The sequence below is a fragment of the Nocardia rhizosphaerihabitans genome (genome assembly GCF_014646295.1).
Classification (GTDB): Bacteria; Actinomycetota; Actinomycetes; order Mycobacteriales; family Mycobacteriaceae; genus Nocardia; species Nocardia rhizosphaerihabitans.
In genome coordinates this window covers 355,753-369,152 of sequence record NZ_BMNE01000001.1, presented here as the reverse complement: position 1 = coordinate 369,152, position 13,400 = coordinate 355,753, and the positions used below count along the sequence as shown (strand labels likewise).

At 71.1% G+C, this 13,400-nt stretch carries 10 protein-coding genes; 6 read left to right on the top strand and 4 right to left on the bottom strand.

All coding sequences use genetic code 11. The features are described from left to right. The first annotated feature begins 66 nt into the window (after positions 1–66). The 5 genes from IEY60_RS01660 to IEY60_RS01640 all read left to right on the top strand — a co-directional run bounded on the left by IEY60_RS01660 (position 67) and on the right by IEY60_RS01640 (position 5,129). A complete protein-coding gene (locus IEY60_RS01660) occupies positions 67–1,470 on the top strand; it encodes an ABC1 kinase family protein (RefSeq protein ID WP_373291658.1) in 1,404 nt (467 codons plus the stop codon). Positions 1,471–1,578: 108 nt separating this feature from the next. Next, positions 1,579–1,980, top strand: a complete 402-nt coding sequence (lpqS, locus tag IEY60_RS01655) for a putative copper homeostasis (lipo)protein LpqS (RefSeq protein WP_189023040.1) — start codon at positions 1,579–1,581, stop codon at positions 1,978–1,980. A gap of 102 nt (positions 1,981–2,082) precedes the next feature. Then, positions 2,083–3,192 carry a PLP-dependent cysteine synthase family protein gene (locus tag IEY60_RS01650; protein WP_189023038.1) on the top strand — a complete coding sequence of 370 codons (1,110 nt, stop codon included), beginning with the start codon at positions 2,083–2,085 and terminating at the stop codon, positions 3,190–3,192. Beyond that, entirely contained in the window at positions 3,189–4,508 is a 1,320-nt protein-coding gene (locus tag IEY60_RS01645; protein ID WP_189023036.1) for an MFS transporter, read from the top strand. Before IEY60_RS01650 ends, IEY60_RS01645 begins: the two co-directional genes overlap by 4 nt. Before the next feature lie 102 nt (positions 4,509–4,610). Then, complete coding sequence (locus IEY60_RS01640) at positions 4,611–5,129, top strand: M15 family metallopeptidase (RefSeq protein ID WP_229739476.1); 519 nt, start codon at positions 4,611–4,613, stop codon at positions 5,127–5,129. Positions 5,130–5,197: 68 nt separating this feature from the next. Here IEY60_RS01640 and IEY60_RS01635 read toward each other — a convergent pair whose 3' ends face one another. After that, positions 5,198–6,334, bottom strand: a complete 1,137-nt coding sequence (locus tag IEY60_RS01635; protein WP_189023034.1) for an epoxide hydrolase family protein — start codon at positions 6,332–6,334, stop codon at positions 5,198–5,200. Between the two features lie 84 nt (positions 6,335–6,418). On the opposite strand from IEY60_RS01635, the gene IEY60_RS01630 reads away from it, so the two are divergent. After that, on the top strand, positions 6,419–7,381 hold the full coding sequence (locus tag IEY60_RS01630; RefSeq protein ID WP_189023032.1) for a helix-turn-helix transcriptional regulator: 963 nt from the start codon (positions 6,419–6,421) through the stop codon (positions 7,379–7,381). Between the two features lie 6 nt (positions 7,382–7,387). Here IEY60_RS01630 and IEY60_RS01625 read toward each other — a convergent pair whose 3' ends face one another. The 3 genes from IEY60_RS01625 to IEY60_RS01615 all read right to left on the bottom strand — a co-directional run bounded on the left by IEY60_RS01625 (position 7,388) and on the right by IEY60_RS01615 (position 13,396). Continuing rightward, positions 7,388–7,819 (bottom strand): hypothetical protein, encoded by a 432-nt coding sequence (locus tag IEY60_RS01625; RefSeq protein ID WP_189023030.1) that lies wholly within the window; start codon positions 7,817–7,819, stop codon positions 7,388–7,390. Continuing rightward, on the bottom strand, positions 7,816–8,718 hold the full coding sequence (locus tag IEY60_RS01620; RefSeq protein WP_189023028.1) for a hypothetical protein: 903 nt from the start codon (positions 8,716–8,718) through the stop codon (positions 7,816–7,818). The genes IEY60_RS01625 and IEY60_RS01620 overlap by 4 nt, the downstream gene beginning before the upstream one ends. Positions 8,719–9,139: 421 nt before the next feature. Continuing rightward, entirely contained in the window at positions 9,140–13,396 is a 4,257-nt protein-coding gene (locus tag IEY60_RS01615) for a TIGR02680 family protein (protein ID WP_189023026.1), read from the bottom strand. Positions 13,397–13,400 lie beyond the last annotated feature (4 nt).

Genomic DNA, 13,400 nt, shown 5'->3' with positions numbered 1-13,400 from the left:
GGTGCGATCCGGGGTCTTCGTGCGTCCGGCCGTGCGCGGTCGCGGTGCGGTGTAGGGTGACGCGACATGCGCTGGACCGGCTCGACGGGGGTGGATATGGCGACCTCCGGAGTTCCCTCCGGCCGAGTGGCGCGCGGCGGGAAGCTGGGCAGGCTGGCCGCCGAGCAGACCGTGCGCGGGGTCGGGACGCGGCTGTCGATGATCGGGCGCACCGAGGAGGCCAGGCAGGTACTGGCCGAGCGGTCGGCGATGAAGACCGCGCAGCAGATCGTCGCGGTGCTCGGCAGCATGAAGGGCTCGGCGATGAAGCTGGGCCAGATGCTGTCGGTGCTCGATCTCGACTTCGTCCCCGAAGCGCACCGCGCGCAGTTCACCCGCCAGCTCGCGGCGCTGCGCGACCGGGCTCCCGCCGTCGAGTTCCCCACCATGCGCCGCGTGATCGAGGAGGACCTCGGCCCGCTGTCGGGGATCTTCGCCGACTTCGACGAGACCGCGATCGCCGCGGCCTCGATCGGTCAGGTGCACCGGGCGACCCTGCGTGACGGCCGCGCGGTGGCGGTCAAGGTGAAGTACCCCGGCGTGGAACGCGCCGTCCACGCCGATATCGGCAATCTCGAATTCCTCAGCAAGATGGCCAGATCCGTACTCCCGAGCATGGCCGACACCGGAGTGCTGGAGGAGATCGCCGCCAATCTGCGCAGCGAGCTCGACTACCTGCGGGAGGCGCGGACCCAGCACCGGGTCGCCCAGCGCTACCGCGGCCACCCCTACATCACCGTGCCCGACGCGATCGAGCAGCACTGCTCGCACAACGTGCTGGTGACCGAATATGTTGCGGGCCAAGGCTTCTCGCACCTGCAAGCGCTGCCCGCCGCGGACCGTGACCACTACGGCGAACTGATCTATCGCTTCTACCTCGGAACCCTGTTCACCGACAACGAGTTCTGCGGCGACCCGCATCCGGGCAATGTGCTGCTCGCCGAGGACGGCAGGCTCGCCTTCGTCGATTTCGGGCTCTACAACCGGATGGACCCCGAGCACGTCGATTTCGAGCGCTCCTGCCTGCGGGCCGCCGCCGAAGACCGGCCCGAGGACCTGTACGCGGCCTGGGTCGGCCGCGGCATCATCGACCCGGACGCCGGCGTCACCGTCGAGGAATGCCTGGCGTATGTCTGGGCGGCCTGCGGGTGGCATCTGCTCGACGAAGAAGTCACCATCACCCCCGAATTGGCCACCAGCGCCGTCCTGCTCGCCGTCGACCCGCGCTCGGTCGAATTCCAGGGCATGCGTCAGCAACTGCTCCCGCCCGAACACGTCTTCTCCCGGCGTGCCGACCTGTTCACCTTCGCCACCCTCGGCCAGCTGCGGGTGCGCGCCAACTGGCACCAGCTGGCTCGCGAATGGCTCTACGGCGAGCCGCCCGCCACCGGGATCGGCCGCGCGATCGCCCGGTGGCGGGCGGGCCGCTAGCCTCCACCACGCCCGGATCGCCCGGTCCGACGGCGCTGACCTGTGTCTACGCAATGACGTAGTAGCTTGGTCGGCGTAGGTCACCGGCGACGAGCGGAAGGAGGCACGGTGGGTCATCGGACTGACCGTCTCTCGCCTCGCCGCGCGGGTGTCCTGTGCGCGTTCGTCATGATCGTGGCCGCCGTGTGCGCGCTCGTGATCGACTGCGCCACGGTGCATCACGACGACCACCACGGTGTGGACGCGCCGCTCGGCGTGGTCGCCGCCGTCGCCGACGGGGCCGGGCTCGCCGTTCCCGATCATCCGCTGCCCGACCACTGCCTGGTCGGTACCGCGGCGCCCGATTCCGGCCTCGTGCTCCCGCTGCTCGGCGTGTTCGGGGCGCTGGTCGTCGTTCTTCTCGCGAGCCTCGGTCATCTAGCGGCCGCACCCCGCGCACCGCCGCGCGCGGGTCCGCGGTACCGCCAGGGCCGCGACATCCTCACCCAGTTCTGCATCTGTCGACGCTGATCGGTCAGCGCCAGGCCTGCCACACCCGTGGCAGGCCGGAGTCCGCGTGCCCGTTCTCGTCCGCGCCGTCGTGCCCGGCGGCCGACACAGGAAGTGACAGACATGCAGGAATACGTGCTCGACCGGACCGTTGCCTCGATCGCCGAGCGTCCACAGGGACTCGTCGGCAATACCCCGGTGATGTGGGTGGGAGCGCCGCTGGCCACCGCCGACCGGGGGTTCTGGGCCAAGCTGGAAGGATTCAACCCCGGCGGGATGAAGGATCGTCCCGCTCTGCACATGGTGCGCAGGGCCGAACAGCGCGGCGACCTCGCCCCGGGTGCGCGGATCGTCGAATCCAGCAGCGGCACACTCGGGCTCGGGCTCGCCCTGGCCGGGCTTGTGCACGCTCATCCGGTCACCGTGGTCACCGATCCCGGGCTGGAACCGATCGTCGCGCGGATGCTCGCCGCCTTCGGCGCCCGGGTCGAGCTGGTCGAGCGGGCCCATCCCACCGGGGGCTGGCAGCAGGCGCGCCGGGACCGGGTCGCCGAACTCCTCGCCGCCGAGCCCACCGCGTGGTGCCCGGACCAGTACAGCAATCCCGACGCCGCCGACGGCTACGCCGGGCTCGCGCACGAACTGATCGACCAGGTCGGGCGCGTCGACGTACTGGTCTGCGCGGTCGGCACGGGCGGCCATTCCGCGGGCGTCGCACGGGAATTGCGCCGTCGGTATCCCGGGCTTCGCCTGATCGGCGTCGACACGGTGGCCTCCACGATCTTCGGCCAGCCCGCGGGGCCGCGGCTGATGCGTGGCCTCGGCTCGAACATCCACCCGGCCAATGTCGACTACCGGGCCTTCGACGAAATCCATTGGGTCGCACCGGCGGAAGCGGTCTGGGCCTGCCGGACACTGGCCGCCACGCACTATGCCTCCGGCGGGTGGAGCGTCGGCGCGGTCGCCCTCGTCGCCGGCTGGGCCGCCAGGACCGCCGACGCGGAGACCCGGATCGTCGCCATCTTTCCCGACGGCCCGCACCGCTACTTCGACACGGTCTACAACGACGGCTACTGCCGGGAGCACGGCTTGCTGACGGGGCCACCCGCCACCGACCCCGACACGATCGCCCACCCGGCCGAGCGGGTGGTCGAGTCCTGGACGCGCTGCACGACGGTGCTCGATCCCGGCGCGCTCGCGGCCGAGAACGCGGCAGGACCGGTGCGCGCATGAAGACGCTGCGGGCCTTCGCCGGTTTCGACACACCCGCCCGGCTGCTCATGATCAACCAGTTCGGCATCAACCTCGGCTTCTACATGCTGATGCCGTATCTGGCCGGGTATCTGTCCGGCCCGCTCGGCCTGGCCGCGTGGGCGGTCGGGCTGGTGCTCGGCGTCCGGAACTTCTCGCAGCAGGGGATGTTCCTGATCGGCGGCACACTGGCCGACCGCCTCGGCTACAAACCGCTCATCGTCGCCGGATGTGTGCTGCGCACCGCGGGATTCGCCGCCCTGATCTTCGCCACCTCGCTGCCGATGCTGCTGATCGCCTCCGCCGCAACGGGATTCGCGGGGGCCCTGTTCAACCCGGCGGTGCGCGCGTACCTGGCCGCCGAAGCGGGCGAGCGGCGGGTCGAGGCGTTCGCGGTGTTCAACGTGTTCTATCAGGCGGGCATCCTGGCGGGTCCGCTCGTCGGCATCGCCCTGCTCGGCGTGGATTTCCGCTGGACCGCCGCGGCGGCGGCCGCCGTGTTCGCGGTGCTCTCGGTGGCGCAGCTGTGCGCGCTACCCCAGCGCTCCGGCGTGAGCACCACCTCGTCGGTGTGGACCGACTGGCGCAGGATCGCCGGTAACCGGCGCTTCGTGGCGTTCGCGGTGGCGATGGGCGGCACCTATGTGCTGTCGTTCCAGGTGTATCTGGCCCTGCCCTTGCACGCCGGAGCTATCTCGGGCGCCGGCGCGCAGGAGCTGACCGCGCTGGTGTTCGTGGTATCGGGTGTGGTCGCCGTCGCCGGTCAGGTGCGGATCACCGCGTGGTTGCGAGCGCGCTGGGGGATCGGGCGCGGTCTCGTCCTCGGCGTCGGTGTGCTGGCCGCGGCGTTCCTCCCGCTCGCGCTGGTACCCGGGGCGGGGCCGTTCGGGACGGTGGCCGCGGCCGTGGCGCTGCTGCTGTCCGCCGCGGTGCTGGCGGTCGGGACGGCGGCGGTCTTCCCGTTCGAGATGGACACAGTCGTCTCGCTGAGCGAGGGCAAGCTGGTGGCGACCCACTACGGGTTCTACAACACGATCGTCGGGGTGGCCATCCTGGCGGGCAACCTGGGGACCGGCGCGGTCCTCGACGTCGCGCGCTCGGCGGGCGCCGACCGGCTGGTGTGGGTGGGACTGACGCTGATCGGCGGGCTGACCGCCCTCGCGGTGCATCGCGCTATCCGGCCGGTTGCCGGTCGGCACCGCCAGCCCGGCGCACTGCCCGCCTACACCGCGGCACCGGGCCGCTGGCCGGTCCGGTCACCCGGTGCGTCCTCGGCCGAGCTGACCCGCACACCGTGACGGTCGCTGACCCGGCGGAATGATCCGCCGTGACCGCCGTGCACCGCGCTCGAGCCCCCTCGGTGGTCGGCTCGGGCGCGGGCCGGTCGATAGACTCCTGCCATGACTACTGTGCTCGGCCGGGTGGCCGACCGGATGCTGGTGACGATGACGGCCGCCGCGGCCGTGACCGCCGTCGGCATCGGCATCGCCGAGGCCCAGCCGGGCGCCACCGACCAGCGCGAACAGTTCCAGTCCGCCGCGGGCACCGAGGGCCTCGACCCGCCGCTGGCCCTGGCCTACACCCTCGCCGAACAGCAGGCGCACGCCGAGGGCGTACCGCTGTCGATCACCTCGGGCTACCGTACCCACGAGCAGCAGGAAATGCTGTGGCAGGACGGCCTCGCCACCTACGGCACCCCCGACGAGGCCCGCCGCTGGGTCCTGCCCCCGGAGGAGTCCACCCACGTCTCCGGCCACGCCGTCGACGTCGGCCCCCAGACCGGCGCCCACTGGCTGGAAACCAACGGCAACCGCTGGGGCCTGTGCCGCACCTTCGACAACGAATGGTGGCATTTCGAGCTGGTCACCGCCCCCGGCACGCCGTGCCCGCCCCGGGTGCCCGACGCCAGCATGCGGTGACGCCGGGTGGCCGGTCTGCGGTAGCCGACCGAGCCGGGCAGCGTGACGCGTGCCCGGCTCGATGCGGCTCAGCGCAGGGCGGCGAAGAAGGTGCGGATGTCGGTGACGTGGGCCGTGGGTTCCTCCATGGCGACGAAGTGGTTGCCCGGGTTGCCGGAGGGCCAGTGGGTGATCTTGTTGTCGCGGTCGGCGAGTTTGCGCATCAGGGGTGAGCCGCCGCCGTAGACGCCGGTCGGGACCAGGTTCTGGCCGGTGGGCCAGGCGAAACCGCCGTCGCGCAGGCCGTTGTACATCGGCCAGGACGAGGTGCCGGTGGTCTGGGTGAACCAGTAGATCGCGATGTTGGTGAGCAGATGGTCGCGGTCGATCACGTCTTCGGCCAGGTCGGCCATCGGGGTGAACTCCTGGAATTTCTGCATCATCCAGGCCAGCAGTGCCACCGGGGAATCGTTCCAGCCCAGCGCGAAGGTCTGCGGCGCGGCGCGCAGCAGGGTGTGGTGGTCGACGCCGCCGGTCATCCACTGCTGCATCTCCTCCCACTGCAGGAGGTCCTCGTCCGACATCGTCGGCACGTCGGCCTCTGTCGGCATCCCGATCCCGCCGTCGAGATGCACGCCGATGACGTGCTCGGGCGCGGCGAGCGCCATCTCGGGGGCGATGTAGGCGCCGAGGTCACCGCCCTGGGTGCCGTAGCGGTCGTAGCCGAGGCGGTCCATCAGGGTCGTCCACATGCGGGCCACCCGGGCCGTGCTCATCCCGGTGTCGCGCGGCGCCGCCGAGAAGGCGAAGCCGGGGACCGACGGCACCACGACGTGGAAGGCGAGGGCCGGATCGAGCCCGTGGGCCCGCGGATCGGTCAGCGGGCCGATGGTGCGGGTGAATTCGACGAACGACATCGGCCAGCCGTGGGTGAGCAGCAGCGGCACCGCCTCCGGCTCGGGGGAGCGGACGTGCAGGAAGTGCACGTCGAGCCCGTCGATCTCGGTGACGAACTGCGGGAACTCGTTGAGCGCGGATTCCTGTGCGCGCCAATCGAAGTCCTCGGCCCAGTACTGCGCGAGCTCACGCACGTAATCGGTCGGCACGCCACGGTCCCAGCCCGCACCCGGCAGTGGCGCCGCCCAGCGGGTCCGGCGCAGGCGGTCGCGCAGGTCGTCGAGGTCGGCCTGCGGGATGTCGATACGGAAGGGGCGAATGGTCGTCATACGAACTCCTCGGTCGGTTGTGTTCACCACGTTAAAAGACATCTAGGACAGTTTCGGTCCTAGATGTAAGGGAGAATTTTCGGCATGACCGATACCGCCGCCCGCCTGCTCCGTTTGCTCTCGCTGCTGCAGATGCCGCGCGAGTGGCCCGGCAGCGAGCTCGCCGAGCGGCTCGGCGTCACCGACCGCACGGTCCGCCGCGATGTCGACCGGCTCCGCGAGCTGGGCTATCCCGTGGTGGCGGCGATGGGCGCGACCGGCGGATACCGGCTCACCGCCGGATCGGCGCTACCGCCGCTGGTGCTCGACGAGGACGAAGCGGTGGCCGTCGCGGTCGGCCTGCGGGTCGCGGCCGGACAAGCCGTCGCGGGCATCGAGGATGCCTGCGTGCGCGCGCTGACCAAGCTCGAACAGGTCCTGCCCGCGAAGCTGCGCAGGCGGGTGCGGGTGGTCGGCGCCGCCGTCGCGGTGCGCGCGGGCACCGGGCCCGCGGTCGATCCGGAGGTGCTGACCAACCTCGCCGCCGCGGTGAGCAACCGGGAACGGCTGCGGCTGCGCTACCGGGACGCGGCCGGGGTGCAGTCGCGCCGCCATGTCGAGCCGGTGGGCGTCGCGGCGGCGGGCAAGCGCTGGTATCTCGTCGCCTACGACCTCGATCGCGAGGCGTGGCGCAGCTTTCGCGCCGACCGCATCGAGAATCCGCAGCCCACGGGCGTTCGCATCGTCGCCCGGCGGCTCCCCGCCGCGGATGCCGCCGAGTTCGTCGGTGGCAACCGGACCGATTGGGGCACACCGGAATACCGGGTCGACGTGACGATCGACGCGCCGCTGCGGCGGGTCGCGGGCAGGCTCGGCGAGTCCGTGGACGCGTTGGTCGCCGACGGCGACACCGCCTGCAGGCTCACCGAGACCCGCGACGACGACCCGGAATGGCTTGCGGTGCAATTGATATCACTGGGCGTGCGCTTCCGGGTGTCCGAGTCGCCCGAGCTGCGCACCAGGTTGCGGCAGCTGGCAGGGCGCGTCGCGTCCGCGCTGGAAGAATGAACCGAGCTACAACCTGCCCGCGTCCTTGAGTACCCGCCGCGACTGGGCGAAGAGCATGCCGACGTTGACCGTCTTGCGACAGACCACCACAACCACCAGATCGTCGCGGCTCTCGGCACGCAGGAACAGGTGGGTGAGGTTGTTGGAATTGACCAGGATCTCCTGGAAATAGTGGTCGTCGCTGCGGATGCCGCGCCGTTCCTTCCAGATGTCCTCGATCATCACCACATTGCGGCCCTGGAACAGGTCGAGGGTGGCGGCCGCGAGCAGGTCGAGGACCTCCGGCGGGTGATTGTCGACGGTCTCCACCGACAGCAGCATGCCGGTCGACATGTCGATGATGCCCGCGGCGACGCAGTCGGGTACCTCGGCGCGCAGCGATTTCACTGTCGCGCCGAGGTGTTCGGTCATCGTGGCGGGGGTGCCGTTGGGGTTCATGAGATCCTCTCGGTTCTCCGCCGTGGCGAAGAGTCGGGCACGTCCACGGCGGTCGTGGACGGGGGAGCGGGCTGCGGTGGGCGCGGCCGCAGGGTGTCGTTGATGCCGCTGGCGCCACGGCGACGGCGCGGGAGTGCCGGGTCGACCATGCCCGCGTCCGCGGTGCCGGGTGCTCGGTCGGCGGCGTGCCGGGCAGGAATGGTCAGCTGGTCGCCGGCGAGGAGGCGGGCGACCTCGACGGTGACCGGGTAGAGCGGGCGGCCGAGCAGGAACGCCAGATCACGGCAGCTGCGGGTGCCGTCGACCAGGCGCAGAATGGCGGCGTTGTCATCGTTGTCACGCCGTGTCTGACCGAACTCGGTGAGCGCCAAGATGTTCCGGTGCGGCGAGAAGCCGGCGTGGGCGAGTGCGGCCAGTCGGCGCGCGGTCTCGCCGAGCAGCCACCCGGTTTCGTAGCCGGGATCCTCGGCCGCGAGGACCTCCGGGTCGGCGTCGATCCAGTGGCAGCGATCGATCCAGCCCGCCGCGATGGCGAACAGGCCGTCGACGGTCGCCGTCATCCGCAGCAGGCGGGTACGGGCCGCGCCGAGCGGCTGCGCTTCACGGTCGAGAGCATCGAAACCCGGTGCGCCGCAGGTGTTCACGGCGATGACCCGGCCGTCGGCGAACCGGATGTCACCGCCCGGTTCGCCGGTGACCCGCAGGATGCCGGAGCGCCGGCCCGTGCCCGCGTCGATGAGTGCGGTGTCGAGCGGAAGGGTGGTGTCCCGCAGGGGGACAGGGAGCTGCATGGTGGTCACATCCCGCGGTGGGCAAGGGAAGGTCGGCGCCGGATCGAGGGAATGTCGACCGCGGCGCAGGCGGGCCAGCAACGGCCACCGACCAATTCCGGCGAGCATTTCCGGCACCTTCATCGGGCTGATGGGCCGAGTTCCGGCGAACTCAGCGCATCGGTGAATGCGGCGACCACGACAGGTCGGAACACGCGAGTGCGCGGCCCCGCGCGGCAGTGGAAATCTGCCGGTCGAACCGGGGCGGGAGGTGTTGATTCTGTCGGTATCGCACGACGATCCCCTGAAGACTTGCTGACGGCGTGCGGTGTCGCCCGCACCGTGATCGTGCCGGCTCGACCGGGTCGTCGCCGTCACGTGTGCAAAATCCTGGCAGCACCGAGGATTTCGAGCAACCGATTCCGCGAAATTAAAGTCGACAATTCCCGCTAGAGAAAACCGGTCGGTCTCGGGTGTCCGGCAATTCCCTGGACACCACGCCGCCGGGGCCGCGTGGTGGCGTCAAGGGTGGTTGGCGAACCGGGGGTGTTCAGCCCACCGGGGCCGGCTCGCCCGGCATGCCCTCCAGGGTGAGTCCGCCCTCGATGGTGTTGGGGACACGACGCCGGTTGGGTGAGCCCAGTGCGGTGGTGAGGTCGCCGCCGTCGTGTTCGGCCAGCAGTTCGCCGCTGTCCCACACGAGCAGCGTCGCGCTGACGGTGTTCTCGGCGGTCGAATGCGCGAGGTCGTAGTGGGCGCAGCCGGGGACGTGCCCGTAGGTGATCCACAGGTCGTAGCCGGTCATGAACAGGTCGAGGTCGAATTGCACACTCAGGCCGAGCAATTCGCTGCGGCCGTTGTCGTCGACACCGGCGAAGGCCTCGTCCAGCGCGAGCAGGCGTGGTGCCTGCGGGTCGGCGGAGTCGAGCATCACGTGCGCCGCCGCGAACAGCGGCAGGTGCAGCGAGACCGACTGCTCGCCACCGGAGAGCGCGCTGTGCCGGGCCACGGTCAGCTTGTCCTCGCTGCCGTCGCCGTTGACGAGGGTGAACGAGAACACCCGCCAGGTGCGGTAATCGAGGGTGGCAGCGAGGATCTCGGGGTAGGACCGCTCCGGGTGGGCGGTGCGGGCCGCGCGGATCTCGCTGGCGAAATGGGCACGCACGGAACCCAGATCTTCCGGGCTCAGTGCCGCGGTGTCGCGGTCGAGCAGCTTGCACATGGCGCGGGCGGCCTCGGACAGGCCGTCGGCCAGCACCCAGTGCACCCCGATGGTGTTGCCCGAGGACATCCGGCGCTGCTTCATCTCCGCGCCCATGCGGGAGATGAGTTCGCGTGCGTCGCTGGTGCGTTCGTGGATCTGCTGAGCCAGGCCGGTCAGCAGCGCGTCCTCGAGGATGCGGCGTTCGGCGTCGGTGAGCAGCAGCTCCTGATCGCGGCGCGCGGCATCGATGCGGGCGGCGAAATCGGCGAGGGCGGCCTGGCCGTTCTCGTCGTGCACGGCCACCACGGTGAGCCCGTCGGCGGCGTCCCAGTGCAGCCGGTAGTCGCGGCCCGAGGCGGTGAGCGCGGCGTCGAATTCCTGCAGCGCGCTGGTGACCGCCGAGCGGGTGGACTTGCGGCCTGCCTCGGTGGCGCGCACCTGGGCGGTGGCGGTGTCGAGATCGGTGAACAGGGCGGCTACCTCGTCGGGCAGGACCACAGGGTCGAAGTCGGGGCCCGCGGCGACGATCCGGTACTGGAGCTGTTCCGGGGTCGACCAGGCGGCGTCGGTGCTCGGCCAGCGGTGCTCGACGGACGCGCCGAGCAGACTGAGCAGGTCGGGCCGGGCATAGGGCGCCAGCGAGCGTACCTCGGCCAGTACCTCGGTGAGGGCGGTGGCGAGGGCTTCGTTGGCGGTGCGATAGGCGGCCTCGGCGTCGCCGACGGCCTCGATCGCGGCATTGGCGGCCTTGCGGGCGGCCCGCTGCTCGGCCTTGGCCGCCTCGATCGCGGCGCGCGCGGCCTCGAGTTCCCGATCGATATCGGCGGCGCTCGCACCCAGTGCCTCACGCAGCGTCTCGAGCTTGCGTTGCTGCTCGGTGTATCCGAGACGGGCGGCCTCGGCCTCCTCGGCGAAGGCCTCGGCCAGTGCCCGCGCCTCGTCGTGGCGGTCGGCGCCCTCGCGTTCGCGTTCGCGTTCCCGCTCGTGCTCGGCGCGCAGGCGCAGCAGGCCGGTGCCGGTGTTCTCGAAGTGCCGGATCGCGGCGGCCAGCGCGTCGAGTTCGCGCGCTTCGGTCGGGGTGCGGTGCGCCTGGGCGGTGGCGCGCAGCTTCTTGTCCATCGCGGTGGCCTCGCCGACCGCCTGATCGAGTTCGCGTTCGGTCTGGGTGACGGTCTCGGACCTCGACCGCATGAGACCGGCGGTCTCGGCGACCGCGCGGAGGGCCGAGGTGATCGCCGAGGGGCGGGGGAGCGCTTTGGTCGCCGCGCTGATGGCCGCCAATTCGGCTGTGGCCGTGGCCTCGTCGGCCTTCGCCGCGTCGGCCTCGGCGGTGGCGGCGTCGATCGCCGCATCGAGCTCGGCTTGGCGCTGTTCACGTCGGCGGGCGCGCGCGGTCGCGCCGAGGAATTCGGCCTCGGACTTCGTGTGGCGGCCCACGTGGAGGCCGTGGCGATAGGCGCCGGAGGTGCCGATGATTGCCACGTCGCCCGAGGCCGGTGCGTCGTCGAGGGCGATCGAGGCGAGGACGTCGGCGACGGTCGCGGTCGGGATCGACAGGTCGTCGGAATTCTCCTCGACGACAAGGACTTCGGCGAGGGTGCGGCCGGTGGGGCGATCGGCGACGGGCAGCGGGAGCAGGGAGCGGACGCCGTCGGCGTCCGGGGTGAGGGCCGGATCGCAGATCCAGGCGTCGAGCAGTCCGGAGGCCTGGAGGGCTGCCTCGATTCCCGCGGCTTCGGCCGGGGTCACCGTGTCCGCGAAGCGGACGGATCGCCAGAAGGGTGCGCCGGGGAGGTTTTCGCGCTCGCGGGAGTCGGTCGGGTGCACCGGCGGCGCGTCGTCGCGTTCGGCGGCGACCTTCTTGCGCTCGGCGACCAGGGTTTCCCGGCGGGCGATGGCAGCCGATGCTCGGGCCTTGGCTTCCTGACGGCGGGTGCGGATCTGCTCCTGCAGGGGCTCGCAATACTCGGCCAGCACCTCGTGCGCGGAAGGAGCGTCCTCGGCGCCCGCCGCGGCGACAGCCGATTCCAAGGCGGCGAACAGGCCGGGGCGATTCGGATCGGCGATGAGCGGTGTGTCGGCGCCTGCCATGCCGTCGGCAATCGGTGCGAAGACCGCCGAGTTGGTCTGCCACCAGGTGCGCAGGGCGGCAGCGGATTCGGTGCGAGCCAGGGCGACGGCGGCCTCGGCATGGGCCACCTCGGCGGCCGCGGCATCGCGCAACTCGACCGCACGTTCGGCCAGGCGCTGGGCGCGGGTGCGGTCGGCGGCCAGGGATTCCCAGCGGCTCAACGCTTTTCGTACCGCGCGGACGTCGGCATCGCGTTCCTCGGCGTGCCCGCGCACGGCGGCGGTGATCTGGTCGCCGCGGCCGTCGGCGCTCGGCGTCACCCACTCGATGCCGGCTTCCTCGGCGGCGGCGCGCAGGGCGTCCTCGCCCCGGACGAGCGCGGCGGCGGCCGTGCGCACCGCCTCGGCGGCCCGCTCGGCCTCTTCGGCGCGACGCTGCAGGGTCTGGCCTGCCTCGGCGGCCTTGTCGCGGTGGACGGCGGCGGAGGTCTCGAGCCTGCGGACCGCGTCGGCGAGGTCGTCGAGTTGCTGTTTGCCCTCGTAGGCGCTGGAACGCTGCAGGTTCTCGCGGTCGGCGATGGCCTGCTCGTAGGCGCGGTCGGCCTCTTCGGCCCTGGTCTCGGCTTCGGTGCGGTCGGCCTCGCGGCGGGTGCGCAGGGCCGTCGCCGCGAACAGGGCGGTCGAGGCGTTGGTCACCGCGTCGAGGCGGGTGCGGACCTGGTCGACATCGGTCTTCGCCTGTACCGCAAGATATTTGCGGTACACATCGACGAAACGGCGGGTCGCGGTGTCGGCCTGGACGAGCCCGTCGAGGGTGCGCCCGACCTCCTCCATATCGCTGAACGAGCGGGCCGCGTCCAGGATCAGCTGCTCGTCGAGCGGGCGCAGGCCGTCGGTCAGCGCCTGCGAGAGGCCACGCGGGTCGAGGTTCTTGGCCAGCTGCGGCCTGCGCAGGGTGAGGATCAGGTTGATCAGCTGGTCGTAGCGCTGTACACCGAGCCCGAACATGCGCGCGTCGATGGCGGCGCGGTACTCCACCGGCCGGTCGACGATGGCGTCGCTGCCGATCTGCTCGGCGAGCTGCTTGCGGGTCAGCGGGCGGTCGTCGGGACCGATGAGGGAGAAGTCGACGCCGGCGCGGCCGTCGGCGACGAAGTACCAGCGGGTCACCTTGTCCGAGGACCGGGTGGCGCGCATACCGATACCGACGGTGACGACCTCGGGATCGTCCCAGCTGCCGCGCGCGAACTCCATCCACACATACGAGTAGGCCGATTCCTGCTTGCGGTACAGCAGATTCGACTTCATGGTGCGTTCTTCACCGGCGAACGGGTTGAGCCTGCGCGGTTCGATCCGCCCGTCGAGCACGAACGGGAACAGCACTTCCAGAGCTTTGGTCTTGCCGGACCCGTTGGGTCCGCGCAGCACCAGGCGGCCGTCGGCGAAACAGAACTCCTGGTCGCGGTAGTCCCACAGGTTGACGATGCCCGCGCGGGTCGGGACGAAACGCACTCCGCCGTGAATGAGCGACATCTCC